Origin of the sequence: Candidatus Poriferisodalis sp., assembly GCF_965215815.1 — a bacterium.
Taxonomy (GTDB): Bacteria; Actinomycetota; Acidimicrobiia; order Acidimicrobiales; family Poriferisodalaceae; genus Poriferisodalis.
In genome coordinates, this window is sequence record NZ_CBDCEO010000012.1 from 825,416 (window position 1) to 852,364 (window position 26,949).

Annotated in this window: 19 protein-coding genes, 2 tRNA genes and 2 pseudogenes; 6 read left to right on the forward strand and 17 right to left on the reverse strand. The window is 66.1% G+C overall.

The genetic code is table 11. The features are described from left to right. Positions 1-61: 61 nt before the first annotated feature. Entirely contained in the window at positions 62-631 is a 570-nt protein-coding gene (locus ACOOHB_RS05635) for a hypothetical protein (protein ID WP_420443827.1), read from the forward strand. Positions 632-654: 23 nt separating this feature from the next. Here the strand turns inward: ACOOHB_RS05635 and ACOOHB_RS05640 are convergent, their stop codons facing one another. The 6 genes and pseudogenes from ACOOHB_RS05640 to ACOOHB_RS05665 form a co-directional block, all read right to left on the reverse strand. Then, entirely contained in the window at positions 655-1,776 is a 1,122-nt protein-coding gene (locus ACOOHB_RS05640; RefSeq protein WP_420443828.1) for an ABC transporter ATP-binding protein, read from the reverse strand. After that, positions 1,773-2,414: pseudogene (locus tag ACOOHB_RS05645) on the reverse strand (oligopeptide/dipeptide ABC transporter ATP-binding protein); the annotation flags it as partial. The pseudogene ACOOHB_RS05645 and the gene ACOOHB_RS05640, both read right to left, overlap by 4 nt. Positions 2,415-3,113: 699 nt before the next feature. Beyond that, positions 3,114-3,488, reverse strand: a pseudogene (locus ACOOHB_RS05650) (ATP-binding cassette domain-containing protein); the annotation flags it as partial. After that, the gene (locus ACOOHB_RS05655) at positions 3,488-4,318 is read right to left on the reverse strand and encodes an ABC transporter permease (RefSeq protein WP_420443829.1); all 831 of its coding nucleotides are present in this window, start codon (positions 4,316-4,318) and stop codon (positions 3,488-3,490) included. The gene ACOOHB_RS05655 and the pseudogene ACOOHB_RS05650, both read right to left, overlap by 1 nt. Continuing rightward, positions 4,311-5,450: an ABC transporter permease gene (locus tag ACOOHB_RS05660; protein WP_420443830.1), complete on the reverse strand. Its 1,140-nt coding sequence runs from the start codon at positions 5,448-5,450 to the stop codon at positions 4,311-4,313. The genes ACOOHB_RS05655 and ACOOHB_RS05660 overlap by 8 nt, the downstream gene beginning before the upstream one ends. Before the next feature lie 117 nt (positions 5,451-5,567). Further along, positions 5,568-7,592 (reverse strand): ABC transporter substrate-binding protein, encoded by a 2,025-nt coding sequence (locus tag ACOOHB_RS05665; protein WP_420443831.1) that lies wholly within the window; start codon positions 7,590-7,592, stop codon positions 5,568-5,570. Positions 7,593-7,707: 115 nt separating this feature from the next. Between ACOOHB_RS05665 and ACOOHB_RS05670 the strand changes: the two genes are divergently transcribed. Both ACOOHB_RS05670 and ACOOHB_RS05675 read left to right on the forward strand, forming a co-directional pair. Next, positions 7,708-7,780, forward strand: a tRNA-Ile gene (locus tag ACOOHB_RS05670). 72 nt (positions 7,781-7,852) lie between these two features. After that, positions 7,853-7,925, forward strand: a tRNA-Asn gene (locus ACOOHB_RS05675). A gap of 29 nt (positions 7,926-7,954) precedes the next feature. Here ACOOHB_RS05675 and ACOOHB_RS05680 read toward each other — a convergent pair. From ACOOHB_RS05680 to ACOOHB_RS05690, 3 genes are read right to left on the reverse strand one after another with little or no spacing between them, the layout of a single operon-like run. Further along, entirely contained in the window at positions 7,955-10,063 is a 2,109-nt protein-coding gene (locus tag ACOOHB_RS05680; RefSeq protein ID WP_420443832.1) for a DNA primase, read from the reverse strand. 45 nt (positions 10,064-10,108) lie between these two features. Further along, on the reverse strand, positions 10,109-11,635 hold the full coding sequence (locus ACOOHB_RS05685) for a putative PEP-binding protein (RefSeq protein WP_420443833.1): 1,527 nt from the start codon (positions 11,633-11,635) through the stop codon (positions 10,109-10,111). A gap of 22 nt (positions 11,636-11,657) precedes the next feature. Beyond that, positions 11,658-12,944: a glycine--tRNA ligase gene (locus ACOOHB_RS05690; protein WP_420444668.1), complete on the reverse strand. Its 1,287-nt coding sequence runs from the start codon at positions 12,942-12,944 to the stop codon at positions 11,658-11,660. 164 nt (positions 12,945-13,108) lie between these two features. Here ACOOHB_RS05690 and ACOOHB_RS05695 point away from each other — a divergent pair, with 164 nt between their 5' ends. Beyond that, a complete protein-coding gene (locus ACOOHB_RS05695; RefSeq protein WP_420443834.1) occupies positions 13,109-13,543 on the forward strand; it encodes a hypothetical protein in 435 nt (144 codons plus the stop codon). Positions 13,544-13,621: 78 nt separating this feature from the next. Here the strand turns inward: ACOOHB_RS05695 and recO are convergent, their stop codons facing one another. Further along, positions 13,622-14,338, reverse strand: a complete 717-nt coding sequence (recO, locus tag ACOOHB_RS05700) for a DNA repair protein RecO (RefSeq protein ID WP_420443835.1) — start codon at positions 14,336-14,338, stop codon at positions 13,622-13,624. Between the two features lie 90 nt (positions 14,339-14,428). Then, positions 14,429-15,151, reverse strand: coding sequence for a polyprenyl diphosphate synthase (gene uppS / locus ACOOHB_RS05705; RefSeq protein ID WP_420443836.1), 723 nt, complete (start codon positions 15,149-15,151; stop codon positions 14,429-14,431). A 99-nt stretch (positions 15,152-15,250) separates the two neighbouring features. Between uppS and ACOOHB_RS05710 the strand changes: the two genes are divergently transcribed. Further along, entirely contained in the window at positions 15,251-17,203 is a 1,953-nt protein-coding gene (locus ACOOHB_RS05710) for an ATP-dependent DNA helicase (RefSeq protein ID WP_420443837.1), read from the forward strand. 25 nt (positions 17,204-17,228) lie between these two features. Here the strand turns inward: ACOOHB_RS05710 and era are convergent, their stop codons facing one another. The 5 genes from era to ACOOHB_RS05735 form a co-directional block, all read right to left on the reverse strand. After that, positions 17,229-18,110, reverse strand: coding sequence for a GTPase Era (era, locus tag ACOOHB_RS05715; protein WP_420443838.1), 882 nt, complete (start codon positions 18,108-18,110; stop codon positions 17,229-17,231). A gap of 14 nt (positions 18,111-18,124) precedes the next feature. Continuing rightward, positions 18,125-19,444, reverse strand: a complete 1,320-nt coding sequence (locus tag ACOOHB_RS05720; protein WP_420443839.1) for a transporter associated domain-containing protein — start codon at positions 19,442-19,444, stop codon at positions 18,125-18,127. After that, a complete protein-coding gene (ybeY, locus tag ACOOHB_RS05725) occupies positions 19,441-20,034 on the reverse strand; it encodes an rRNA maturation RNase YbeY (protein ID WP_420443840.1) in 594 nt (197 codons plus the stop codon). Before ybeY ends, ACOOHB_RS05720 begins: the two co-directional genes overlap by 4 nt. Continuing rightward, the gene (locus ACOOHB_RS05730; protein ID WP_420443841.1) at positions 19,997-20,959 is read right to left on the reverse strand and encodes a PhoH family protein; all 963 of its coding nucleotides are present in this window, start codon (positions 20,957-20,959) and stop codon (positions 19,997-19,999) included. Before ACOOHB_RS05730 ends, ybeY begins: the two co-directional genes overlap by 38 nt. Positions 20,960-21,104: 145 nt before the next feature. Beyond that, a complete protein-coding gene (locus ACOOHB_RS05735; protein ID WP_420443842.1) occupies positions 21,105-21,356 on the reverse strand; it encodes a DUF3039 domain-containing protein in 252 nt (83 codons plus the stop codon). Positions 21,357-21,548: 192 nt separating this feature from the next. Between ACOOHB_RS05735 and hemH the strand changes: the two genes are divergently transcribed. Continuing rightward, on the forward strand, positions 21,549-23,855 hold the full coding sequence (gene hemH / locus ACOOHB_RS05740; RefSeq protein WP_420443843.1) for a ferrochelatase: 2,307 nt from the start codon (positions 21,549-21,551) through the stop codon (positions 23,853-23,855). A gap of 3 nt (positions 23,856-23,858) precedes the next feature. Here hemH and ACOOHB_RS05745 read toward each other — a convergent pair whose 3' ends face one another. Beyond that, a complete protein-coding gene (locus tag ACOOHB_RS05745; RefSeq protein ID WP_420444669.1) occupies positions 23,859-26,696 on the reverse strand; it encodes a vitamin B12-dependent ribonucleotide reductase in 2,838 nt (945 codons plus the stop codon). Positions 26,697-26,949 lie beyond the last annotated feature (253 nt).

Consider the following 26,949-nt stretch of genomic DNA (forward strand, 5'->3'; position numbering starts at 1 on the left):
CCGCACCGTGCGGGGCTATAGCCTCCGCGCATTGTCCCGGCGCCACATGGGGAGCGTCCCGATGGCAGCGATCGACATCACCGGCTACGTAGCAAGCCTGAAGGACCATGCACATGCGCATGGCTTTCACATCCACGACGAGCGGCAATTCATCGAGACCTACAGCCTGCGCCAGACCTGGGAAGTGGATCTGCATCCGGCCGAGGCGTGCGGCGGTCCGCTCGACTTGCACCTGACATTGGAAGCTGACCCGCGCACGCTCCTGTCGTTCGAAGAGGTCCTGTGGGCGATGCCCGAAGATGATCTTCCGCCCGATGAATTCTGGTTGCCGCTGCTCTTCACCTGGGCGCTCCCGCCACTCGATCACAGCCCCGACATGCTCGTGCTGGCCACCGATCTGGCGGGTCTGGGAGGCACGGCCCTGCCCGTGGAAGTATCCGCAATCGACTCCCTGATATCGGTGACCGACCCGACCAAGCGGACGCTCATGATCGTGGCCCGCAGAGAATTGTCGCTCCAAGCCCTGCTGCAAGGCGAGGACGACATGTGTGCGCCGTTCGACCTCTGCGCCAAGATCTGCGACTACCTGCTGCACCACGCCAACGACTGGTACGACGACGTATCTGCCTAGCCCGGGGCCAGCTTCTGGTGCGTTCAGCTGGTCTGGATGACGACGCCGGCCTCGCTGACGCGGCCTGAAGAGATATTGCGCTCGAGTGCGTCGGCGGCCTCCGGGGAGCCGACCGGATAGAAGCACCGGTACACATGGCCGTTGTCGGCCGCAGCGTCGTCGAGGTCGCGGGCGTCCGGGTCGCGAACCGTCGGCGCCGCAATCAAGGCCGGCTCCTCTGCGACACACAGCTCCTGCGCGTACTTGCAGCGAGGTGCGAACTTGCAGCCAGGACCCAAACGGGTCATCTCGGGCGGCTGACCGCCGATGATCTCCAAGCGGGCGTGACTGTCGTCGGTGACTTTCGGGATCGACCGGAACAGCGCTTCGGTGTAGGGCATCTTCATGTTGCGGAACAGCGTCGTGGTGGGAGCGCGTTCCACAATCCGTCCCGCGTACATCACGATGACCTCGTCGGTGCGGCCCGCCACGATCCCCAAGTCGTGAGTGATGAGCACCAGCGACATGTCACGCTCAGCTCGCTGGGTCTCCAGCAGGTCCAGAATCTGCGCTTGCACCGTCACGTCGAGCGCCGTCGTTGGCTCGTCGGCAATCAGCAGCCGGGGACTGCACGCCAGCGCGATAGCGATCACGATGCGCTGGCGCATGCCGCCTGAGAGTTGGTGGGGGTACTCGTCGATTCGGCGCTGGGGCTCGGGAATGCCCACCTCATCGAGCAGCTCGAGCGCAGCCGAGCGTGCGGCGCGTGCCCCCAGGTCCCGATGCACCCGCAGGCCCTCACCCACCTGCCGGCCGATCTTCATCACCGGATTCAGCGAGCCCAGCGGATCCTGGAACACCATCGCCAACTGCGGGCCCCACATGTCGAGCAGTTGGCGGCGACTCAGCGACATCATGTCGATCCCGTCGAAGGTGACCCTCCCTGTCGAGATCACTCCCGATTTCGGCAGCAGCCGCATGATCGAACGCGACATGACCGACTTGCCTGAACCCGACTCCCCCACCACGCCAAGCCGGGCGCCCTCGGCCAGCGACCAGTCGACGCCGTCCACAGCCACCAGCGGGCCCGCAACGGTGTTGAAGGTGGTCCGCAGGTCCGATACCTCGAGGAGCGTTGGCGCACTCAGCGGCGCCTGGTCACTCACGACGCCCACTGGGGAGCCGAGCTCATCTGGACCCGCACCGGCGGCGCGTGCTCGCCGAACAGCGGCGTGTGGCAGGCGACGAATCGCCCCGGGGCGATCTCTCGCATCTCGGGCTCCTCGGCGGCACAGCGTGCAGCAGCCAGCGGGCAGCGGGTGCGGAAACGGCAACCCGACGGCGGCGCCATCGGCGACGGCAGCTCCCCGCCGATGCGACCGGAGCCAAGATCGGCCTCTGGGTCGGGATGCGGGATCGCCGCCAGCAGCAACTCGGTGTACGGGTGGGCGGGCTGCGCAAACATCGCATCGGGTTCGCTGACCTCGCACAGCTTGCCGAGATACATCACCGCCACCCGGTCGCTCACGTTCTTGACCACCGCCAGATCGTGTGCGATGAACACCAGCGTCAGACCCATGAGGTTCTTGAGGTCCTCGAGCAGGTTGAGGATCTGGGCCTGCACCGAGACGTCCAGCGAGGACACCGGCTCGTCGCAGATGATCACCTGGGGCACGCTGACGAGCGCTCGGGCGATGGAGAGCCGCTGCGCCTGACCGCCGGAGAACTCCCACGGGCGGCGATCCAGGGCATCCTCGGGGTTGATCCCCACATAGGTCAGCACCTCGCGCACCCGCGGTTCGGCGCGCTCTCGCAGGATCTGACGGTTCGCCCTGTAGCGGCGCAGCACCCACCAGAACAGAAACGAGTCCACGGCACCCGAGACGACCAAGACAATCAGCTTTGGGGCGTCGTCAAGACCTGCAACGTAGAAGACCTGCAGGACCACCATGGCACTCAGCGTTGTAGCCACGGCGCTGGCGCCTGCCCGTTCGGGCTTCGCGAGCGACGCCACCAGCCACACGATGAGCAATGCGGTGAGCAGGCTCAGCCCACCGGAGTTGAGCCAATGCGCCCAGCCTCCGAAGCTCGACCACGTGCGCCAAGCCATGAAGGCGCTGGCACCAGTGGTGACGAGCACCCCGGGAAGCCCCACGGCCGCCGGCACGTCTCCGAACTGGCGCGACATCAGGCTGAACGGCAGAACCATCGCCAGCATCACCCAGACCAGGCCCAGTATCAGGGCAATCCCTGCGACCAGAAGCGCCAGAGCCAACGCCGGAAAGCCGATGACTGCGGCGGGAATCTCCAGCCAGCCGAGCAGCCCCTCTGCGGCCCGCTCCTCGGCGGCCTCGGACACGATCCACAATGCGAACGCCACCGACAGCACCAGGCCCAGCAGCCGCAACGGCGCCGCCGCACGCCGCAGCAAGCTCTGGAGCAGGTTGCCGACGCGCCCCAGCCACAACGCCATGGCCGCTTGCTGGGTCACGTTCTCCCATGCGATGTAGAGCGGCTCGGCCACGATGTCACGAACCCGGCGCCGCGGATTCAGCGATGAAATCGGGTCCTGGTAGATCATCTGCAGCCGTGGCCGCACTTCGCGCATGGCATCGTCGTCGAGAACGGTCAGTTCCTGGCCGGTGAGCTGCACTGAGCCCGAGGTGGGCCGCGGCAGCTGCAGGATCGCCCGTCCGGTTGTGCTCTTGCCGCAACCGGATTCACCGACGAGCCCCAGCGTCTCGCCTTCGAGCAGGTCGAGCGAGACGCCCGACACCGCATAGACGGTGCGCCCTCCGGCCGCCGGGAACTCCATGACCAGATCCCGAGCGGTGAGGATCGCACCGGAGCGCAAGTGGGCGTTGCCGCTGCCGGCCATTACAGGACCGACTCCCGCGGCTCCAAGAACTGCTGCAGCTTGTCGCCGACGAAGTTCAGCGCCAGCACCGTGATGAACATGATCATCGCCGGCATCAGGCTGATGTGCGCAGCGATGTCCAGATTGGTCCGGCCCTTGTTGATCATGTCGCCCCAGGTCGGTGTGGGCGGCGGGACGCTCAACCCCAAGAAGGCCACCGAACCCTCGACCACGATGAGGCCCGCCATGATGATGAGCGAGTAGCTGATGAGCGAGGGAGCCACATTGGGCAGCACTTCGCGGAACAGCACCCGGCCGTCGCGAGCCCCGAGCGTCTTGGCTGCGAGCACGAAGTCCTGGCTGGCCCAGGTCAGCGTCGCTGCACGCACCACCCGCGCAATAGGCGCGATGGACAGCAGCACAAAGGTGAAAACCAAGATGAAGATTCGTCGCTGGGCCTCGGAGTCCAAGAACAGCACCAGCGCGAGGAACAGGATGAGCGGCGGGATCACGAGCGACGCGTTCAGAGCGGCGGTGAGCCAACGATCGGTCCGCCCGCTGTAGTAGCCCGACACCATGCCCAACAAGCCGCCGATCCCCAGAGCCAGCACCGTTCCGACCGTCGAGATCACCAGGCTCACCTGCGCCCCGTAGATCACCCGGCTGAACACGTCGCGGCCCACACCGTCATTGCCGAACCAGTACGACAGGCTGGGACCATTCTTGGACGTGCCGGGAAACGTCTGGGCGGGGTCCTTGATGGGCAGGACATCGGCGAATATGGCCGAGAGCCCCAGCACGACCAGGTAAACCACGGCCAGCCAGAAGAAGAATCCGAGCTGCTTACGCACGGGCGCCGATCTCCCTGCCACGCAGCCGCGGATCGAGCGCCAGATAGAGGAAGTCGGACATGGTGAGCACGGCGATGTACAGCGTCGAGATCACCAGCACCCCGCCCTGCACGGCGATGAAGTCACGCTGGGTCACGCCCAGAAAGATGTATGCGCCCACGCCCGGGATCGTGAAGATGAATTCGACGATGAGTGCGCCGCCGATCAGCAGGCCGACCGTCAGCCCAACCACGGTCAGCAGGGTGAAGCTCGACGGCCGCAGCGCATGCCGCCACAAGATCCGCCTGGTGGGCAGTCCCTTGCTGCGAGCCAGATCGATGAACGGCAGCCGCAGCGTGCCGATCATGTCCGAGCGCAGCAGCCGCATGAACACGGCGGCCTGCCCCATCGCGAGCGACAACGACGGCAGCAGCAGATGCTTGAAGTGCAGCACGACGTTGTCGCCCAGAGGCACATAGCGCGCGGCGGGCAATGCGTGGAATCCGAACTGATTGCCGGCGACGCTGATCCCGCCGATTGCCAAGAACAGCACGAGCATCACCGCGAGCACGTAGTTGGGCGTTGCCAGGAATCCCAGCATCACGTTGTTGATCGCACGGTCCGATCCCGAGCCCTGCCGGTACCCCGCCCACACGCCGAGCGGCAGCGACACCACCAGGGCAATCACCACCGAGTAGGACATGAGCTGCAGGGTCGGCGTCATGGATCGTGAGATGCCGTCAGCGATGTCCTCGCGCAGCACGATCGAGCTCCCCAGGTCGCCGAGCAGCACACCGCCGAGCCAATTGCCGTATCGGCTGAAGAAGGGCTCGTCCAAGCCCAGCTCGGTACGGACGATCTCGATCTGGTCCGGCGTCGCAGCGGGCCCCAAGATGTTGATGGCCGGATCGCCGGGCAGGCTCGCCATCAGCGCGAACACCACGAACGACACCCCGACCAGGATCGGTATCACGCTCGCGATCCGGCGCAGCGCATAGCGCCCGTCGGCGATCACCGCGCCCGCCGTGCCGATTGCCACGAGCACGCCGAAGGTCCAGCTGAACGGGGGTCGGAAGAACCACGCCCACGCAACCGTGGCGATCAGAGCAACGGCGATGATGCGCCCGAGTTGGTCGCGGAGGATCTGCTTCATCCGACCAGCTTCATCGGCTCGCTCCGGTGGCCCAGGCAACGCCAATCAGCGCGAACGCCGCTGCTGCAGGACCGCGCCCGTGCCAATTGCCGTCCCCCGTGCCGTCGGTGTGCGGGCTCAGCCTTGGCAGTTGCCGTCTGTGCACCAGATCTGCGTCAGGTGGTGCTTACCAGAGATCACCGGAAAGGCATTCTCTGCGTTGTCGGGAATGGGCAGGTCTGTGATGTTCTGCACCCGCGGGTTGGCGATGATGCCCCACAGCGTCCAGTAGGTCCACAGGTTCCAGACATTGCGCCCGAAGGCCCGGTTGACCTCCTCGGCAGCAGCCAGCCGGGCAGCTGGGTCTGGGTTGTGGCGGATGACCTGGTACGCAGCGTCGATGGCGGGATCCTGGAATCGGCCGAAGTTCAGTGCCAGCTCGGGCACCGTCGGATCGATCGGACTGGCCGTTGCAGAATGCCACCAGTACCACTGCTCGCTGGGGTCCACGCCGCCGTGGTTGCGCCAACCCTGCATCTGGAACACACCAGCCAGTGCCAGGTTGATGTACTGGCCCTGCTCGATGGGCTGGATCGACACGGCCACCTCGTCGCCGAAGGCGTCTGTCCACATGGCCGCGATGAGCTCGTTGGACTCGACGTTGAACGCGTCGTTGGTGGTGTTGAACGAGAACGCCACGGGGTTCTGATCGCTGTCGGCCTTGCACTGCTCAAATTCCGAAGCAGCGGCCTCAGGGTCGTAGGTCGGATAGCCCGAGTCTTCGAGGTAGCCGACGCTGCCTGGCGGGAACGGTCCGTTCGCCACTTGCACCAGGCCTTGATGCCGCTCATTGGCGAAGCGGTCACCGTCGAAGGCGTGGGCAAGTGCCTTGCGGCAGCTCAGATGCACCAGCGGATTGGTCGAGTTGAGCCCCAGCGGATCCATCGCGATCGGCTCAGCCGCGCCACGCACGAACGCCAGCACCGGATTCACACCTGCGGCCACGTTGATGAGGTTGTGGCTGGTCTCGCCGTAGTCGTTGGCCTGCAGCAGCACGAAGTCGTCGCCTTCGTACTTGGAGATCTCGTCGGCATTGGCCGTGTGGATGATGTCGAACTGACCAGCTTTGAGACCATTCGAGCGACCCTGGATGTCCACGGCGACCACAAACTCGATCTCGTCGAGGTACGGCAGGTTCTCGCCGGTGATGCCGTTTTCACCTCGCCAGTAATCCGGGTTGCGCGCGGCGATGAAGCTGTTGCCGTTGCCGGGGGTGTAGCTCACGAACTTGAAGGCGCCGAGCCCGACCGGGGCAGAGGGATCGCCGACGGCTTCTTCTCGCAGCGCTTCGCGCATCTCCTGGGGCAGCGGCGATGCCGGTGACACGTACAGCGGGTTGTTCGGCAGTGTGTGCAGCCACGCCTGGCTGAACATCTGGCCGCACGTTTCGGCCCGCCCTGCGGGGCCGAGGCCGGCTGCGAGCGGCTGTCCGGGACTGGCAGTTACGGTGACCGTCTGGCCCTCGCCGGTGACATCGTCAATGCCCAGCAGCGCCGGCCCGGTGAGCTGGCTCAGGCGGCACAGATTGATGTTGTAGGCCACGGCCTCGCCAGTCAGCGGCGTTCCGTCGTGAAAGTTGATGCCGTCGCGGAGCGTCATGGTCCACACCATGTAGTCGTCGCTGTGCGTCTCGGATTCCACGAGGTACGGCACGATCTCGCCGTCGCTGTCGGTGACATACAGCGAGTCGGTGATGGAGCGGAAGATCATTCGGCAGCTGATCGCGCACGACGATGCGTAGTGCACGAACGGATTGGCCGTATCGGCCTCGATGCCGTACACGAGCCTGCCGCCGTGGGTCGGACCGGTCTCGGTTTCGCGGATGTCCTCGCCGGTGGCCTCGCCTGCCTCACGGGCTTCCACTACCTCTTCCTGGACCTCATCGGGGGTGGTATCGGGCGCAGCCTCATCAGCCTCGGCTGTCTCGGGCTGCTCGCTCGGGCCGTCACCTGTTGCGTCATCGCCGCCGCCGCATGCAACGGCGATCAGCGCGAACACCGCAACGATGACCCCGATCCGCCAACGGAGCGGCCGCCGGGAAAGAGGCTTGCGTCGCCCACTCGTGAGTTTCTCGGCGTCGCGCCGCGTTTCCCCTGTATGCATTGTTGACATTCCTCCCCCACTGCGCCGCCGCGGCGCTCTACGCGAAAACTACTAGCCCCTGAGCACGCTACTGACCTATCCCCAGATCGGCTCTTGGGCCCGGTACGGTGCTGCCGGGCCGGTAGCTCAGTGGTCAGAGCAGGCGACTCATAATCGCTGGGTCGTGGGTTCGATCCCCACCCGGCCCACTTGCCGTCGGCGTGCCCAGCCGACTCAGTATCGTTGCTCCGCACGTTCGGGGAAGTAATCGACCCGTTCGGTCCGGGGTAGCTCAGCTGGCAGAGCAGCGGACTGTTAATCCGTTTGTCGTGGGTTCGATCCCCACCCCCGGAGCACGATCACTCCATCAATGAACACCGGCTCTATTCATGTGAGGCCGACTCGACGGGTCCAGGTTTCACAGCTTCGATGCCGCCCTGGATCCAGCTCGCGACCGCCGACGCGGCACCGATTTGCTGCTTGACGTCGCGCAGCTCGACTTCGCGCTCACTGAGCCAGCGCAGCCAACTGCGACGCAAGTGGTAGCGCTCGGCTTGAGACGCGTCGGCGTTGAGTGTCGCGAAGGGAACATCGGCGCCTTCGCGGATTCGAAGAATCGTCTCATTGACGAAGTGCCGCAACTCAATCGCTACCCGCCCCAGTGCCTCCTCGGTCGACAGTTTCTCCCCACCAGCAGCCGCCGCCGCCAAGAGATCCCGCACATCTTCGCCGGGTGAACCTGACGCCCCACCCACGACGTCAGTTTCGCTGGGCACCGCCTCGTCGTCACGCCAGTCCGCGTCGGAAGCGATGTGCGAGAACGCCTCCAAGGCTGTGTTGCTGACAAAGAGCTCAGGAGTGATGAGGGAGACGGCATCACCCTCTGGAGCCATTGCGGCTTCCAACAGCAGGCGCTCCCGCCTCGCCCGCTGTCTGGCTGACCTCTCGATCTGCACGTGAACACGCCGACTCAGGCGGGTTTCTGCGGGCCCACGATCCGCGCGACCCGTCGGGTCAAAGTCCCGCCCGTACTCGTGGTCGTAGTAGCCGTCGTCACGCTCAGGCGGTAAAGGGGCGTCGTTGGGATCGGGAGCGGAGGACGCTGGGCGCTTAGCCAGCCGATCACGAGCCGCATCAACGCGGCGGCGCAGGTCCGCTGCTTCCATCGGGATTCGACGTGCGATCGGTTCAAGGTCGTCGTCATTCAAGACGTCGGCGGGGTACACGGCCAATACCTCGGCGGCCTCATCGGCCGCTCGATCACGGCCGGCCGGGCTGTCGAGCTCGGCCCGGTGCAGGATTCGCTCGGCCCGGAAGGAGTGCAGCGGCTGGGCCTCATCCAATGCCCGGCGCAACGCAGGCGGGTGAGTGGCGGCCAGGTCGCCGGGATCGGAACCGGGCGGCAGCGCCGCCACAAAGACGTCGAGGGCGTAGGTGCGCTCCCACTGATGCACCCGTTCGGTGGCTGTCTGCCCCGCTGCGTCGGCGTCGAAGGCCAGCACGATGCGTTTGGCCGAGCGCGACAGCAATTCCGCGTGCTGCTGGGTGAGCGCAGTGCCGCAGGTAGCCACCGCTTCGAAGATGCCCGCCTGGTCGCACCCGATGACATCGGTGTAGCCCTCGCACACCACAATCCGGTCCGCAGTACGCGCTGCTTGCTTTGCCAGATGCAGCCCGTACAGGACTTTGCTCTTGTCATATACAGCAGTGCCCGCGGTGTTCTTGTACTTCGGGCCCTTCGACGGGGCTTCATCTGGCCTGGGCAAGACGCGGCCGGCAAAGCTGACTACTCGGCCGCTTGCGTCGCAGATCGGGAACATGATGCGGTCCCGGAAAAAGTCCGATGCCCGGCTGGTGGTCTCGGCGTCGTCGCTGGGCGCATCGCTGTCTTCGCCGGAGGTGCCACCGTCACGCCGTGCGCCTGAGGGGCGCCGCGAATCCGCGTACGCGAGACCAGCAGCGGCCAGCTGAGCAGCAGGTGCTCCGAGGTGTTGGCACAACGGATCCCACAGCGGTGGGGCGTATCCCAGGCGCCACTTCACCACCGTGTCCCGGTCGTAGCCGCGTCGACGCAGGTACGCACGAGCCGGGCCGGCGTCGTGACCGTTCAGCAGTCGCTCGTGGTAGAAGCGAGCCGCAGCCTCGAGCAGCTCCATGAGCTCCTTGCGACGCTGGTTGGCGCGCTGTGCGCCGGGGGCGTCGTAGGTGAGCGTGATGTTCGCCGCCGCCGCCAGCTGCTCCACCGCGTCAGCGAAATCGAGTTGCTCGGTCTCGCGCAGGAAGGTGATGGCATCGCCGGAGGCCTTGCAGCCGAAGCAGTGATAGAAGCCCTGTGACGGATCGACACTCAATGACGGGGTCTTCTCGGTGTGGAACGGGCACAGCCCGACGTGGCGGCCGCCGACCCGCTTCAAGCTCACCCGGCGGCCGATGAGCGCGACGATGTCCGTGGCCTCTCGCACGCGCTGGACATCGGAGTCACGGATGCTCATCTTCACTGCGACGCTAACGATTCGCTGGCGTCGCAGCGGCCCCGGTTACCGCCCTGGGTCTGCGATGCCCAGCACCGCTTGGGCGCACGCCAGACGTGCGATGGGCACTCGGTAGGGCGAGCAGGACACGTAGTCCAATCCCGCCTGCACTGCGAAGCCGATGCTGTCTGGGTCACCGCCGTGTTCACCGCAAATGCCCGCGCGCAATCGCGGGTTTGCTGCCCGCCCGCGCTGCAGCGCCCCAACGAGGAGTTCTCCCACTCCAGGGCGATCAAGGGACGCGAATGGGTCGGCCTCCAGCAATCCATCGGAGAGGTAGGGCGCAATGACTCGGGTCGCTGTGTCGTCCCGGCTGAATCCGAACGTCAACTGGGTGAGGTCATTGGTGCCAAAGCTGACGAACTTCACTTCAGGTGCCAGCTGTCCTGCGATCAGGCACGCTCGGGGGGTCTCGATCATGGTTCCGATCGGAGGCACGGGACCGACCAGTTCGCCTTCCCATGTTGAGCGCAGTGCGCGGACCGCTGCGACCAGCTCACCAGCCGTCGAGACGAGCGGCACCATGATCTCGACGTGGGGATCACCACCGGCTGCTCGCCGATCGGCGACCGCGCCAGCAAGCGCCCGGACCTGCGCGTCGTACAGCTCTGGACGCAACAGTCCCAAGCGCACACCGCGTACACCCAGCATCGGGTTGTGCTCGTGCCATTCGGCGGCCGTGTGCGGATCTGCGCCCGCCAAGAACTCGTGCATCGGTGCGTCGAGCAACCGCACCGTGACCGGCAAGCCGTCCATTGCCGCCAGCAGGTCCACAAAGTCTGCGCGCTGCGATGCGGCCAGTTCGTCGATGTGAGCGTCACCTCCATCGAGGATGACTCGCTGGACGATATCCAACCGGCCGGGTTCGAGGAACATGTGCTCGGTGCGACACAGCCCGATACCAAGGGCCCCAAGTTTCCGTGCGACACCTGCGTCGACCGCAGTATCGGCATTCGCCAGCACCGCGACTCGGCCCGCAATGACGGCATCTGCCCAGCGCAGGATCTCATCGACATCGGGCGGCAATGCCTCCTGTGGGCGGACCGGTTTCACCTCCCGGTCGCCGAGCACCACTTCGCCCGTCGAGCCGTCGATCGAGATCGGTGTGCCGTTCGTGATTCGACGGTCGCCGACGGCGAAGCTGCCAGCTTCCACGGTGATGTCGCGTGCGTCGCATACCGCGGGGATTCCCCAACCGCGGGCAACAACCGCCGCATGGCTCGCGAGACCCCCGCGAGCGGTCAAGATCCCCACTGAAAGGCCCATCGCTGCGACGTCAGCCGGTGTCGTCTCGGTTACAACCAAGATCACCGCGCGGTCCTGTGACGCGAGATCCAGCGCTGCGGTCGAGCCGACGGCGACGAGTCCCGATGCCGCGCCCGGCGACGCGGCGAGGCCTGTCGTCAGCAGCGTGCCCGAGTCGCTCTCGAACGTCGGGTGCAGGGCCTCGGACAACTCGGCGACGCTGAGGTCTGCCACCGCCTGTCGCTGCTGAGTGCTGAGGCCTGTCACTGCCTTGCCGGCCGCAGTCATGGGACCTCCCGGCCGCGGGTGATCAGAGATCCAAGCGGCTTGCCAGATGGTCTACTAGCGATGCGATCGGCAGCCGGTCCTGCGCCATCGTGTCCCGGTCGCGCACCGTGACGCACCGGTCCTCGATCGATTCGAAGTCCACCGTCACGCACAGCGGGGTGCCGATCTCGTCCTGGCGGCGGTAGCGACGGCCGATGGCCTGCGTCTCGTCGTAGTCGCACACCCAATGCGGCTGGCAGAGCGCAAGCACGTCGGCCGCCAGAGCCGTCAGCGGCTCCTTGCGCGACAGCGGCAGGACCGCCACCTTGTAGGGCGCCAGTCGCGGGTGCAGCCCCAGCACCGTTCGCAGATCGTCGTTGACGGTCTCTTCCCGGTAAGCGGCCAGCAGGAACGCCATCAGCGCTCGCGTCGCCCCGGCTGCGGGCTCGATGACATGCGGGATGTAGCGCTCGCCACTGGCCTGGTCGAAGTACTCCAGCTTCTGGCCCGAGTGCTCGGCGTGCTGACGCAGGTCGTAGTCGCCGCGGTTTGCCACGCCCTCCAGTTCGCCCCAGCCCCACGGGAACAGGTACTCGACGTCGCTGGTGCCGCTCGAGTAGTGGCTCAGCTCATCGGCATCATGAGCGCGTAGGCGCAGGTGGCTGGCCGGTATCCCCAAATCCAAATACCACTGGAGGCGCTCGGACAGCCAGTACTCGTACCACTGCTGAGCGTCTGCGGGCGGGACAAAGAACTCCAGTTCCATCTGCTCGAACTCGCGGGTGCGGAACACGAAGTTGCCCGGTGTGATCTCGTTGCGGAACGACTTCCCGACCTGCGCGATGCCGAACGGGGGCCGCTTGCGACTGGTCTCGAGGATGTTCTTGAAGTTCACGAACATGCCTTGGGCCGTCTCGGGCCGCAGATACACCTCGGTGCCGGCACCTTCGACCGGCCCCGCATGGGTGCGGAACATCAGATTGAAGGCGCGCGCCTCGGTGAAGGTGTCGCGCTTGCCGCAGTTGGGGCACTGGTGCGGATCGGTCAGCTGGTCTTCGCGGTGGCGGGTCTTGCAGCTCGTGCAGTCGACCAGGGGATCCGTGAAGTTCGTCAGGTGGCCCGAGGCCTCCCATACCGCAGGAGGACCCAGGATCGAAGCGTCGAGACCCACGATGTCGGTGCGCAACTGCACCATTACGCGCCACCACGCGTCCTTGACGTTGCGCAGCAGCTGAACGCCGATGGGGCCGTAGTCGTAGGCGCTGCGGAATCCGCCGTAGATCTCCGCTGAGCCGAAGACGATGCCCCGGCGCTTGGCGAGATTGACGATCTTGTCGAAGAGCGCTGGATCAGGCGAGGGTTCAGCGGCGGGGGCCTGACTCTCGAACGGTGCGGTCACGGGCGGCAAGGGTACTGAGGGTCTCGGGAGGGTTCAGTATGAATTTCGCCCCAGAACGGCTGCCCCGACGTCGTACCCCTCATTAGGCTCAGAACATGCGGCTGCGCGATACGACTGTGGTCTTCTTGTGCGCATTCCTCGGCGTGGTGGCGTTGCTTGTGCCGATGCCCGTCTTCGGCGGTCCGTACGAGGGCATCCGCGACGGCGAAGTCGAGTGGACCTGCTCGGTCCCGCTGCTGAGCCTGGCTCCGCCCGACGTAGACCTCGATGAGGTGCGCGAGGCCGTGGCGGACGCGCACGTCACCGCCAGCACGACCGGCCGGCCGTACATCGCTCCGCAGAGCCAGCATCCGTTGTGTGGCGGGCTGGGCCGTACACAGGTTGTCCTAGGGCTGCTCGCCCTCGCCGGAGCGATGTGGCGCGGCATGACGTGGTGGCGCACCACCGCCGATTCCCGGGCCGAGAAGCGCTTCAAGCGTCTCCACGCCGGCGCCGAGAACCCCAAAGGCGGCAACCGCATCTTCCGCTAGCGCGGGGTCATCGGTCCAGCAGGTCTGCGCTTCGCAGGCGCCGGTCTGGACTCAATGGGACCGGCGCCACTCGACCACTCACCCGAGCAGGTCAGCGCTCCTGAGCCGCCGGTCCATGTGGTACTCCCACATGCGATTGACGACCGCTGCGGCTTCCTGGGTATCAGCAGAGCGCGGTGCTTCGAGCACCGAGTTCACCTGTCCGGCGATGATCGACCGCAACAAACCGAGCGCGCCTGCTCCTAAGGGGCGCCCACGCCGGTGGGTCTCGCACGTGACACCGCCCTGCGCCGGGTCGAACGCGACGATGGCCGCCACGCCGCAACCGTTTCCCACGACGCATTCATCGAGCAGCGGCGCCGTGCCCTCGTGGGCCAGCAGACGCAGCAGGAATGCCGGCAGCAGCATCTCGGAACTCGCAAGATCCAAGCGGCGCAGCGCCCCCACCAGCATCTGGTACGGCACCGGATCATCGCCCCGGTCATGAACTGACTGGTCCACTGCCTCGGCGAGGGTCATAGCGGTGCCCAAACGGTCGAGATCTTCGCGAAGCCCGGACCACCGGTCCAGCGTTACCGCGTCGGTGACGATGTCGAGTTCGCCCCGGCCTCGATACAGCTGCAGGTCGACGTGACGCAGCGGCTCGACATGCCCCGCGAGGCGGCTGCGGGTTCGCCGAGCACCCTTCGCCACAGCGCGCACCTTGCCGTGCCCCGAGGTGATGATCGTGATGATCCGATCGGCCTCGCCGAGCTTGATGGTGCGGAGCACCACTCCCTGGTCCCGGTACTGCATCTGCGGGGACATCCCCTTCGCTGTCTCGGCTGAGTGCTGCTGCAGCGTCTGCGCAGCATCCCCTCAGTGTGGCTCCAGCTCAGTGTTTCTCTAGCGGTTCAGGCCACCGAACCGCCGATCCCGAGCCTGGTAGACGCAGACGGCATCGAAGAGGTCATCCCGCCGAAAGTCCGGCCAGAGAGTGTCAGTGAACACCAGCTCGCTGTACGCCATCTGCCACAACAAGAAGTTCGACACGCGGTTCTCGCCCGAGGTTCGGATCATGAGGTCCACGTCGGGCATCTGCGCGTCGTAGAGGTGCTTCGCCAGCGACGCCTCGTCTACGTCATCTGCCGACACGCCCGCGCGCACGAGGGCCGCAGCGGCGTCGACGATCTCTGCGCGCCCGCCGTAGTTGAACGCAACTGTGAATGTGAGACCGGTGTTTGCCGCCGTGAGCTCGATGGCTTCCTCGATACGAGCCTGCACACGCTTGGGCACGCGTGTGTCGCGCCGGCCGACGAAGCGGATCCGTACGTTCCGCTCATGCAGCTCGTGGCTGCGTCGAACCAGCAGCGACTCGTTGAAGCTCATGAGGAAGCGCACTTCTGATGGCGGGCGACGCCAGTTCTCCGTACTGAACGCATACACGGTGAGCCATTTCAAACCGATGTCGGCCGCGCCCTCGACCGTGTCGATCAAGGCCTCCTCACCCGCTGCATGACCTTCAGTTCGCGGCAGTCCGCGTGCTTGCGCCCAGCGTCCGTTGCCGTCCATCACACATGCCACGTGAGTGGGCACGCGCGACAGATCAATTCCCGCACCTCGGTTCACACTGCGCAGGGTAGAACCCCTGTCGACGCGGATCATTGCGCCAAGCATTGAAATACCGCACGTCTCGTACCGTTACCGCAGCGGACTGACAGGAGGCCGATGTCCGACGAGCCAACCGATCTTGCTCCTGCAACCGATACCTACGACTGCGATGCGGCGCTCGACGACGCGATCTCAGCCCTCGGCCACGACGGCGAGCAACGTCGCGGCCAAGCCGAGATGGCGGCTGCAGTCGCGACAGCTATCAAGGACGGCGGCACGCTGCTGTGCCAGGCGGGCACCGGCGTCGGCAAGTCGCTCGCCTACCTCGTGCCCGCAGCACTCGCTGCTGCCAGCGGCCTTCGCGTCGTCATCGCCACCGCAACGCTGGCGTTGCAGGACCAGTTGGTCACCAAGGATCTGCCGCTCGTCGCAGCGGGGCTGGCTCAGCGACTCGGACGCCCGGTTCGCTGGGAGCTGCTCAAGGGCCGCAACAACTACCTGTGCCGTCACCGCTGGGAGGAGCACTCCCAACAGCAGCTCGACCTTGACGATGGCCCGGTCTCTGGCGCCGATCTGAGTCGCCGTCACCAACTCGCCGAGATCGAGCGGTGGGTCCGCCTGACGCGCACCGGCGACCGGTCCGAACTGGCAGTCGCGCCAGACGGTCGCGTGTGGTCGTCGGTGTCGGTCAACAGCACTGAGTGCGTCGGCGCCGAACGTTGTCCGCAGGGCCATCGCTGTTTCGCCGAGGATGCAAGGGCCCGATCCGCGCGAGCCGACATCGTGGTGACCAACCAGCACCTGTATTGCATCGATCTGTTCGGCGACGGGTACCTGTTCGGTCCTCACGACGCCGTCGTGTTCGACGAAGCACACCAGCTCGAGTCGGTGGTCACGCAGGTGGCCGGCCTGGAGATCACGCCCGCAGGCTTCGCCCGGCTCGCGTCCGAAGCGCGCAGTGTTGGCGCAGCTGGCGCGGTGGCGGATGCCGTGGCAGACATAGCGACACGCTTGACGAGCGAACTCGAGCCGCTGCGTGATACCCGCCTGGGAGCAATCACGGGCGATCTGGCGAGCTTGCTCGAAGTCGCCGACGGCAGGGTTGAGCAATTGGCTGCCGAGTTGCGGTCTGCCGACGGCACCGACAGCGCCGACAGTGTCGATCTCGAACGGGTGCGTGTCGCGCGGCTAGCCGCTGAGTCCCTCACCGCACTGCGCGTCGCCGCAGCCCCTCCTGCGGGCACTGTCATCCTGGTCGAAGGCCGGGGTCGGCTTCGCATCGCGCCGCTGGATATCGGCGACCTGCTCGCGAGCCGGCTGTGGGGTCGCCAAGCGTGCATCCTCACCAGCGCGACGCTCGGCCCGCACTATGTCCAGCGACTTGGTGTGCCAGCCGCCGAACACACCTACGTCGGCGTGGAGAGCCCGTTCGACTACCCGTCGAATGCGCTGTTGTACTGCGCACGGCACCTGCCCGCACCGACCCAGGAGGCTCACCGAGCAGCAGCGGCTGAGGAGCTGGCCGCGCTGATCTCAGCCGTCGGAGGGCGCACGCTGGCCCTGTTCACGAGCTGGCGCGCACTCAATGAGACTGCGAGCGCACTCGGCGAGTTGCTCAGCGGCATCCGGGTGCTGCGTCAGGGAGGCGACCTGTCCAACACCGCCCTTCTGGAGGCACTGGGCAACAATCCTGCAACCGTCGTGTGTGGCACGATGAGCTTCTGGCAGGGCGTGGACGTCGCAGGGCCGGCCTTGTCGCTGCTGGCCATCGACCGTCTCCCGTTCACTCGCCCCAACGAGCCGCTCGCGGCGGCCCGGCGCGAAGCGGCCGGCGACGACGCGTTCATGTCGGTCGACGTGCCCAATGCAGCCGATCTGCTGGCCCAAGGCGTCGGCCGGCTCATCCGTACCACCACCGATCGCGGCGTCGTCGCAATAATGGATTCCCGACTCGCTACCGCCGGCTACCGAGCAAGATTGCTCGACCCTCTGCCGCCGATGCGCCGCAGCATCGACCGAGCCGAAACGCTCGCTTTCCTGAACGCCATCAGGGAACTCCACGACCGCTGAGCCGGCGCTTGACAGCCGACGCTTCTCAGGGGTGCGGGCTCGAGGGCGCCTCTGGCGCGAGCATGCGTGCGACCGCATCGGGGGTGCGCTGCCAGTCCGGCTCGACGCGTACCCGCAGTTCCAGGTAGACCCCGTCGAGACCGAGTTCGCGGCGTGCCGCGGTGCCCACCTCTCGCAGCATCTGTCCGCCCCGTCCGATGACGATGCCCTTCTGCGAGGACCGTTCCACGGCGATGTCGCAGCGGATGCGGTTGGGCTCCCACTCCGTGACGCGGACCGCGATGCTGTACGGCAGCTCGTCCGCCAAGCGTGCCAACAGCTGCTCGCGCACGGCCTCGGAAATGCGCCATGCGTCGGGCAGATCGGTAATGCTCTCGGGGGGAAAATAGGCCGGGCCCTCCCCTAAGCCGGCCGCAAAGTGCTCAAGCAGCACTTCGGTGCCCTCGCCCGTCTTTCCCGACACTGGGAAATACGCATCGGCATCGAACTCCGCAGCCGCAGCCAGCTGCGCTAACACTTGGGCCCTTGATGCCCGGTCGCACTTGGTGACAGCAATGACGGTGGAAGTGCCCGCGGGCAGCGATTCCCAGATCAACCGGTCGCCACGACCCAAGGGCGCTGTGGCGTCGAGGACCATGCAGATCACATCGGGTGGCTCGAGGTCGGCTAACGCAGTCCGTGCGGTCTCGTTCAGCTTCTCGCCGAGCGGCGTGACCGGCTTGCCGATGCCAGGCGTGTCGACGAACACGATCTGGGCATCTGGCAGGTGCCGCACGCCCATGACGCGCAGTCGCGTGGTCTGCGGCTTGGCGGAGGTGATGCTGACCTTGGCACCGACGAGGCAGTTCAACAAGGTGGACTTGCCCGCATTGGGACGACCCACCAGTGTCACGAAGCCTGAACGCATCGCTGGCCCCGGAACTACCCAGAACCCGTAGAGTCAGCGCCCCGCCGAGCCCCGACGAGGTTGATGCGTCTGCCTTCCACCTCGAGGGCGGACAGACACCAGCCGTCGAGTTCGGTGGTCTCACCTGTCTCGGGCACGTGACCCATGCGGTCGAGCACAAGGCCGCCGACCGTGTCCCAGTCGCCCTCAGGCAGGCGCAGTTCCAACACCTCGGCCAGTTGCGACGCCGGCAGCCGTCCGGAGAACAGGAACGCATCATCGCCAAGCACTTGAACCAGAGCCTCGTCGGCGTCGTACTCGTCGACGATCTCCCCGACCAGCTCCTCGATGATGTCCTCGAGCGTGACCAGTCCTGCCACACCGCCGTACTCATCGACCGCGATGGCCAGGTGCGACTTGGACTCTTGCATCTCGCGCATCAGGTCGCTGACCCGCTTCGTCTCAGGCACGAAGGTGGCGGAGCGCAGCACCTGTGCGCATTTCACCACTCCGTCGGTGCCGATGCCGTGCAGGTGGGCGGCGACGAGATCTTTCGCCAGCACGATGCCTTGGAGATCGTCGACGCTGGCACCGGTCACAGGCAGCCGAGTAAAGCCAGAGGCGATGACCTTCTCCAGAGCATCGGCGACGCTGTCGCCGATGCTCACGGTGATCATGTCGGGGCGGGGCACCATCACCTCCCGCACGATCGTGTCCCCGAGTCCCATGATCTGCCCGATCAACTCGGCCTCGCTGTCTTCGATCAGACTGGCTTGGGCTGCTGCCGACGCCAGAGCGACCAACTCGTCCTCGGTGACCTCACCGCTGTCACCGTGCGTCGCTGCGGGTCCGAGCGCTTTCGCGGGCACTGCCAACAGCCGAGCCAGCCACACGAGCGGCCCAGCGCGGCTCAGTACGCGTGCGACCGGCGCGAGCACCCGCGCCATGCGATCGTTCGCCTCGACCCCCCACCGCCGGGGCAAGGCCTCGGTGACCACGAACAGCGCGAACGAGGTCATGGCAATCGCGGCGACGATGCCCGCTGCACCCGTCCGGCTTGCGGCGATCCATGTAACGCCGCCCACAAGCGTCACCTGCGCCAGTACTCGCAGCAGCGAGACAGGCCCCAGCACCACCTCGCGGTCTTCCACCAGCTTTTCCAACGACGCCCTCGGGGGGGCGCTCGAGTGGCCATTGTCGCGGTCGCCGTTGTGCCGTTCGCTGTTTCCGTCCGCCTCGTCCAGACCTGAGGCACGGGCACGCCCCAGACGAATGAAGGTCGCCTCGATCAATCGCAGAAACATGGCCGCCGCAAGCAGGACGGCTGCCGCGACCGCGCCGAGCACCCAGTTCATGAACGGCTCCACAATTTGCGAAGGTGCTCAGTCTCACGGGCGCGCATGGCCGCAGCCGCGGCAGGCTCGGTGTGGTCCATGCCGAGCAAATGCAGCACTCCGTGCACGACCAAGAGATCGATTTCCGCTGTGACGCTGCCGTCGTGCCCCGGGCGGGACCCAGCCCCTGCCGCAGCGTTCGATGCGGCGACCGCCGGACACACAACCACATCGCCGACCAGAACATCGCCCGCATCTGGAGCGCTCGACTCCTGTGCGCCGGCGACGAGATCGATCGGGAACGCCAGCACATCTGTCGGTCCGACGTGACCCATGTGAGCTTTGTTCAGCTGTGCCATTTCTTCAGAACCGACGAATGTCACAGCGGTTTCCGAACCCGGCGGCACGCCCTCGGCATCCAGCACATCGCGCACCAGCGCGCAATAGCGCTGCGAGTCGAGTCGGACATCGCTCTGGCGATCTGCAATCAGCACACCGCCCTCGCCGAGTGAACCCGCACAGCCACCGACCGGCTCGGCGCAGCTCGCAAGAGTGCGTTGCGACCCGGCTCGCTCACTCGTTGCCGTTGCGTTGCGCGTCACGTCGGTCATAGGCCTCCACGATGTCGACGACGATGCGATGCCGGGTGATGTCGCGCCGGCCGAGGCGTGCAAAGGCAAGTCCGGGAATCCCGTCCAGTGCTTTCTCCACGTCAATCAGGCCACTCTTGCCGCCTGGAACGTCGATCTGGGTCCGGTCGCCAGTCACGACCACTTTGGAGCCGAAGCCGATCCGGGTCAGGAACATCTTCATTTGCTCAGGCGTGGTGTTCTGCGCCTCGTCCAAGATGATGAAGCTGTCATTGAGGGTCCGCCCCCGCATGAACGCCAGCGGCGCAACGTCGATGATCTTGCGTTCGAGAAGCTTGGCGGCGGCTTCCACATCAAACATGTCGTAGAGCGAGTCGTACAAGGGCGCCAGGTACGGGTCGATCTTGGCCATCAGATCGCCTGGCAGGAAACCGAGTCGCTCACCCGCCTCCACCGCGGGCCGGGTGAGCACGATGCGCCGCACGGTTTTGGACATCAGCGCGTCGACGGCCAGCGCCACGGCCAGCCACGTCTTGCCCGTGCCGGCGGGTCCGACGGCGAACGTCACGATGTTCGACCGAACCATTTCCACGTAGCGCTTCTGGCCTGCGCTCTTGGCGCGAACCACCCTGCCGTTGGGAGCGCGCAAGATCGGAGCAGAGAGCACATCGCTCGGGCTCTCGTCGGCTTCGACCATGTCGATGACGCGGTCGAGCACTTCAGGCTCGATCCGTTGGCCGGCCTCGAGGACGTGAACCATCTCTTCGAAGACCTGCCCGACGAGCGCAGCGCTCGGGCCCGCCACGGTGATCTCGTTGCCGCGAACATGGATGTCGGCGTCGGCGAAGTGGTCCGCGACGAGCCGCAAGTGCTCGTCGCGCTGGCCCAGCACACCGACCATGAGGTGGTTGCCCGGAACGTGAATCCGAACCTGGGTGTCGGTCACAGGGCTTAGGTGCCTGCGCTCAACGGCCCAGCGCTCATTGACACGGGGCGCCAAGACGGCAATCGGGGATGCCGACGGAAGGTGCGGTCACGATGCGGCCAAGGCTAGTCCGCAACCGAGAACGCACATCGGCCACTTGTTTGGCTCAGGACCGCAGGCCGGCAAATATCTCCTTGCACGCCGGGCACACCGGGAAGCGCTCGCCGTCGCGGGTGGGCACCCACTTCTTGCCACACAGCGCCACGACCTCTCGACCGCTGACGGCCGAGCGCGTCAGCGCCGTCTTGGCGACGTAGTGGGAAAAGCGGTCATGGTCGCCTTCGGTCTCGCGGGTGTCCGGACGCTCAATGACGTCAGGACTGCTAGCGACATTCGCGCCGACGTTCTGGATGGCCACTTCGCTGCTCCGGGTCCGCTCCGGGGTTTGCCTCTGCCGGTGCCAACGGTACGGCAGTAATGTGCCCAATCGCGCCGCAACCGCACCGGCGGTGCACGCGTGCGTCGAAGGGCAGCCCAGACCCAGCATGGCTAGGACTTCCTCCCCGGTCGCCGAAGACGGCGTGAAGGGCACAGAACTTCAGGCGTCGCGATGAGCACTGATGCCCAAGGTGCTCGGCTCGACTCGGCTGCGGGGTGGGTAGTCGCACTGTCGGCTGCGCTCGCAACGTTCGCTGTGTTCGGCGTGGCCTACAGCTTTGGCGCCTTCTTCGCTGAAATTCGGGCCGAGTTCGGAGTGGACCGCAGCCAGACGTCGCTGCTCTTCTCCGTGACGACGTTTGCGTACTTCACGCTGGGGATCTTCACGGGCAGGCTCGCCGACCGCTTTGGGCCGCGCCGGGTATTGCTCACCGGCGCGTTCGTGATGTTGGGTGGGCTGTGGCTGACCTCGATGACGAACAACATCTGGCTCGCGTACCTCACCTACGGGGTCGGGGTCGGGGTCGGCGTTGCCTGCGCCTACGTACCGATGGTGGCGGTTGTCGGCGGGTGGTTCGAGCGCAGGCGAGTTGCTGCACTGGGTGTGGCCGTTGCCGGAATCGGCGTGGGCACGCTCGTGGGATCGCCAACCGCCGAGGCCCTTGTAGAGGCTTACGGGTGGCGATCCAGTTACAGGATCTTGGCGGTCGCAGCAACTGCGCTCATGCTGGTGGCGGCAATCGGCGCACGCCGCCCCCCGATGCATGCCGACACTGCAGAGCTGCCGCGTCTCTCCGCGCTGATGCGGGGCCGGGCGCTCATGTTCACATTCCTGTACGCGTCGGTGCTCGTCCTGAGCGCGAGCCTCTTTATGCCCTTCGTGTACCTGCCCGACTACGTGTCGGGCCTCGGCAGGACTGGCGGCGCGACCCTGGTGGGCATCATCGGCGGCGCGTCGGTAGTAGGCCGGCTCGGTTTGGGGGCGCTCGGGGCCATTGTCCCCATGATGCGCCTGTATCAGCTCTCGTTCTTCACGATGGCGCTCAGCTACCTGTTGTGGCTGGGCTCCGAGGCAAACCCGTGGATGCTGCTCACGTTCGCCATCGTCATGGGACTCAGCTACGGCGGCTTCATCGCATTGTCCCCGGCAGTGGCCGCGATGTTGTTCGGCCCAGTCGGGCTTGGCGGCGTGCTCGGAGCGCTGTACACCGCCGCTGGAGTCGGGGCGATGATCGGCCCACCGGTACTCGGCCTACTGATCGATGCCAGCGGCTACAACGCCACGATCACCATTGCGATGCTCGTGGGCTTCGCTGCCGTACCGCTGCTGATTGCAGCTGAACGGCTCGCACGCTCGCGTCCCGCGGCATTTGGTCCACAAGCGACAACGCAGCACCCGCCACCTGTATCAACGACAGCCGCTCATCCCCCTTCAGGCGAACCCGTACACGTTCCCGCGTACCAAGCGCTCGGTCCCGCTGCCATCGATTCGGTCCTGCTGCTGTCATTCGGCGGACCCGAAGGCCCGGACGCCGTGACGCCGTTCCTTCAGAACGTGACCCGGGGGCGCGACGTAACGCCTGAACGTCTTGCCAAGGTGGAGATGCAGTACCTCCGCCACGGCGGCGTCAGCCCCATCAATGCGCAGAACCGCTCGCTGTTGGCGGCCGTGTCGACAGAGCTAGCTCGACGAGGCACCCCGCTGGCGTGCTACTGGGGCAACCGCAACTGGCATCCCTACCTGCGGGACACAGTCGGCCAGATGGTTGCCGAGGGTCGCCGTCACGCAGCGGTGATCGTGACGTCGGCGTTCAGCTCGTACTCAGGCTGCCGCCAGTACCACGAGGATCTTGAGCAAGCCGCGAGCGACGTGCCCAACGCGCCGCAACTGTCCCGGATTCGCGTCTACGGCAATCATCCCGGGTTCGCCGGAGCTGTCGCCGGATGCATCCGAGAAGCGCTTGACGGAGCGCATCTTCGAAGCGACGTGCACGCCCTGTTCAGCGCGCACAGCCTGCCGAGCCCGATGGCGGCGTCGTGCAACTACGAGGCCGAGCTTCGCGACGTCGCCGAGACCGTTGCCGATATGGCAGGCCTCGCTGGCGAGATCGAGATCGTGTACCAGTCCCGCAGTGGTCCCCCGCAGGTGCCGTGGCTGGAACCCGATGTCAATGACCGTCTCACCCAGCTCGGCTCGCAGGGATGCCGCGCCGTCCTCGTCGTGCCGCTCGGATTCACCTCAGACCACATGGAGGTGCTCGTCGACCTCGACACGAGGGCTCGTACGGCGGCCGCTCGCTCAGGCATCACCATGGTGCGTGCCCGCACGGTCGGCACTCATCCGCTGTTCATTTCAGCGCTCGTCGATCTCGTCGAAGAGACCGCTGGGCTGCGTACCGACAGGCCCACGGTGGGTCACCTCGGTCCACGACCCGACATCTGTGCCCCAAGCTGCTGTCCCCTAGGGCGGGTCGGCTAGCCGTCAGCCGCAGCCGCTGGTCGCTCCGCAGGACCGGCAAGCGAAGCACGAACCGGCGCGCACCATCCGATCGCCGCAGGTCATGCACAACGGTGCGTCCCGGTGCCAGCGTGCCTCGGAGCGCTCCGACGGAGGATCCGGAGCCGGCTCGGCGCCGATTGCGCTCTCGACCGAAGCACTCTCAAGTCCTGGCAATGGCGGATCGGTGCGCTCGTCGACGCTGAGCACCCCCAGTTCGCTGCGCTCGTCGAACGACAGATACTCGAGCGCCAAGCGGCGGAAGATGTAGTCGACGATGCTGGTTGCGATACGAAGCTCGGGATCGTCGGTGAGCCCCGCCGGTTCGAACCGCATGTTGGTGAAGGCCTCGACATAGGAGCGCAGCGGCACCCCGTACTGCAGGCCATGGCTCACCGAGATGGCGAACGCGTCCATGATCCCGGCCAGCGTGGAGCCCTGTTTTGCGACGGTGAGGAATATCTCCCCTGGTCGTCCGTCGTCATACTCGCCGACCGTCATGTAGCCGTGGCAGTCGGTGACGCGGAAGGAGGACGTGCGCGACCGGCGACTGCGCGGCAACCGATTGCGCGGCGGTATCGGCGCTCCCCGCAGCGCCGCGTCGGCGTTGGCCGCGTGGGCCACGGCAGCCGTTGGCGCGGGCCCGACGGACAATGGCTGGCTCACCTTGCAGTTGTCGCGGTAAATCGCTACTGCTTTGAGGCCGAGCCGCCACGATTCGGTGAGGAGGTCCTCGATGTCGTCCACGGTGGCCGATTCCGGAAGGTTCACGGTCTTGGAGATCGCGCCCGACACGAATGGCTGGCACGCGGCCATCATCGCGACATGGCCCTGCGGCGAGATCACGTCATCCCCGATCGAGCAGGCGAACACAGCGCGGTCTGCGTCCGACAGATGCGGCGCGCCGGAGATGTGCCCGGTTTCGAGGATGTGCGCCTCGATATCGGCGATCTCCGGCAGCGAGTATCCCAGCCGTGCAAGAGCGACGGGCACTGTCGAGTTCACGATGCGCAAGTCGCCGCCGCCGACCAGCTTCTTGTGCTTCACCAAGCCCAGGTCGGGCTCGATCCCGGTGGTGTCGCAGTCCATCATGAACGAGATCGTGCCCGTGGGCGCGATGACGGTGGCCTGAGAATTCCTGACGCCGTGAGCCTCACAACCATCTACTGCACGGTCCCATCGCTCGCGTGCAGCCGATCGCAGCTCGACTACCAGAGCGGGCAGTCCGTTCTCTGAGGAAACGCTGTCGGCGGCTTCCGTGCGGTCTGGGCAGGCCTCGATGCGTTCGAGCGCGTCGCGATGTCGGCCCAGCACACCGCTCATCGCTTCTGCGTTGGGCGCGTAGCCGTCGAACGCTCCGAGTCGTTCAGCCAGATCGGCGGAGGTGGCGTAGGCCTCCCCGCACATGAGCGCCGTGATCGACGCTGCAAGCGCCCTCGCTTGCGGCGAGTCGTACGGGACGCCCGCTGCCATCAGCAGCGCCCCCAGATTCGTGAAGCCCAGACCGAGCTGGCGGAAGCGGCGGGACGTCTCGCCGATGAGATCAGTCGGGTAGTCGGCGTGGCTGACCAGCACGTCCTGCGCAATAAACGTGATTCGTACTGCTTGACGAAAGCCCTCGACGTCGAAGTCGCAACCGGGTGCGGTGCCCACGTGATCCCCGAAGAAGGGCAGCAGGTTGACGCTTGCCAAGTTGCAGGCCGAATTGTCGAGGTGGACATACTCGCTGCACGGATTGCTGGCGTTGATCGGACCGTGAGCCGGCGCGGTGTGCCAGCTGTTGATCGTGGTCGAGAACTGCACGCCGGGATCTGCACACTCCCAGGACGCCTGGGCAATCTGGCGAAGCAGGTCCCGCGCCCCCATCACCGAAGTCACCTCGCCGTTCGTGCGGGCGCGCAGCTCCCAGGAGGCATCGGCCTCCACCGCTGCCATGAACTCGTCGGACAGCCGAACCGAGTTGTTCGCATTCTGGTACTGCACCGAGAACGAATCGACGCCGTCGAGATCCATGTCGAAGCCCGCGGCGGACAACGCTCGCGCCTTGCGCTCTTCGCGTGCCTTGCACCACACGAACGCCTCAATATCAGGGTGGTCGGCGTCCAGCAACACCATCTTGGCTGCGCGACGGGTCTTGCCGCCGCTGCGAATCGTTCCCGCTGACGCGTCGGCGCCCCGCATGAAGCTGACTGGGCCGCTTGCAGTCCCACCGCCCGACAGGAGTTCGCACGAGGCCCGCAGCGCCGACAGATTCACGCCGGCTCCCGAGCCACCCTTGAAGATGCGGCCCTCAGTGACGTACCACTCCAGGATCGACTCCATCTCGTCGTCGACGGCGAGGATGAAGCACGCCGACGCCTGCTGAGGCACGCCCCGCACGCCGATGTTGAACCACACCGGGCTGTTGAAGGCCACTCGCTGATGCAGCAACAGCCATGCCAGCTCCGCCTCGAAGGTGGTGACCTCTTCAGGTGATTCGAAATAGCCATCGCTGGCTGCCCAGCGGGTGATCGTGCCCGCTACGCGGTCGATGACCTGGCGCAGTGAATGCTCTCGCTCTGGGGTGCCGAGGGTGCCCCGGAAGTACTTCTGGGCAACGATGTTGACCGCGGTGGGACTCCAATCGGCAGGGAATTCGACGTCGGGCTGCGAGAACGCCACCGACCCGTCGACCGCGTTGGTGATGGACGCGTCGAAGCGTTCCCACCGCATGGCGTCGTAAGGGTGGGTGCCGGCAACGGTGAAATGCCGACGCAACCGCATTGGCGCGCCCCCAGGACGGCGGCCGGGGTCTGCGGTCTGCACTCGCTGCGTCTCGGTCATCGCCACGTGCTGTTATCCCCCTGCACAAGTGTCGCGAGCCAGAATCGATTCGCGAGAACACGGCTGCCGAATCTTCCGGCCACCACAGACAGGCGCACCCTATGGCCGCCTGCCTGTGGAATGGAAGTGGGCAACGTCGGGGCTTTCATGGGGATATTCCTGTGCACAACTGGCGAGTGGTGTGGACAACCGCCCACCGAGGTGCCAGCAGCGGACGCCTAGCAGAAATTGCGTGACAGCCCCGTGAGCAGGG

Coding starts and splice junctions, on each gene's coding strand:
- ACOOHB_RS05635 (WP_420443827.1), top strand. CDS start 62: ATGGCAGCGATCGACATCACCGGCTACGTAGCAAGCCTGAAGGACCAT.
- ACOOHB_RS05660 (WP_420443830.1), bottom strand. CDS start 5,450: ATGAAGCAGATCCTCCGCGACCAACTCGGGCGCATCATCGCCGTTGCT.
- ACOOHB_RS05665 (WP_420443831.1), bottom strand. CDS start 7,592: ATGCATACAGGGGAAACGCGGCGCGACGCCGAGAAACTCACGAGTGGG.
- ACOOHB_RS05680 (WP_420443832.1), bottom strand. CDS start 10,063: ATGAGCATCCGTGACTCCGATGTCCAGCGCGTGCGAGAGGCCACGGAC.
- ACOOHB_RS05685 (WP_420443833.1), bottom strand. CDS start 11,635: ATGACTGCGGCCGGCAAGGCAGTGACAGGCCTCAGCACTCAGCAGCGA.
- ACOOHB_RS05695 (WP_420443834.1), top strand. CDS start 13,109: ATGCGGCTGCGCGATACGACTGTGGTCTTCTTGTGCGCATTCCTCGGC.
- recO (WP_420443835.1), bottom strand. CDS start 14,338: ATGCAGTACCGGGACCAGGGAGTGGTGCTCCGCACCATCAAGCTCGGC.
- ACOOHB_RS05710 (WP_420443837.1), top strand. CDS start 15,251: ATGTCCGACGAGCCAACCGATCTTGCTCCTGCAACCGATACCTACGAC.
- era (WP_420443838.1), bottom strand. CDS start 18,110: ATGCGTTCAGGCTTCGTGACACTGGTGGGTCGTCCCAATGCGGGCAAG.
- ACOOHB_RS05720 (WP_420443839.1), bottom strand. CDS start 19,444: ATGAACTGGGTGCTCGGCGCGGTCGCGGCAGCCGTCCTGCTTGCGGCG.
- ybeY (WP_420443840.1), bottom strand. CDS start 20,034: ATGACCGACGTGACGCGCAACGCAACGGCAACGAGTGAGCGAGCCGGG.
- hemH (WP_420443843.1), top strand. CDS start 21,549: ATGAGCACTGATGCCCAAGGTGCTCGGCTCGACTCGGCTGCGGGGTGG.
- ACOOHB_RS05745 (WP_420444669.1), bottom strand. CDS start 26,696: ATGACCGAGACGCAGCGAGTGCAGACCGCAGACCCCGGCCGCCGTCCT.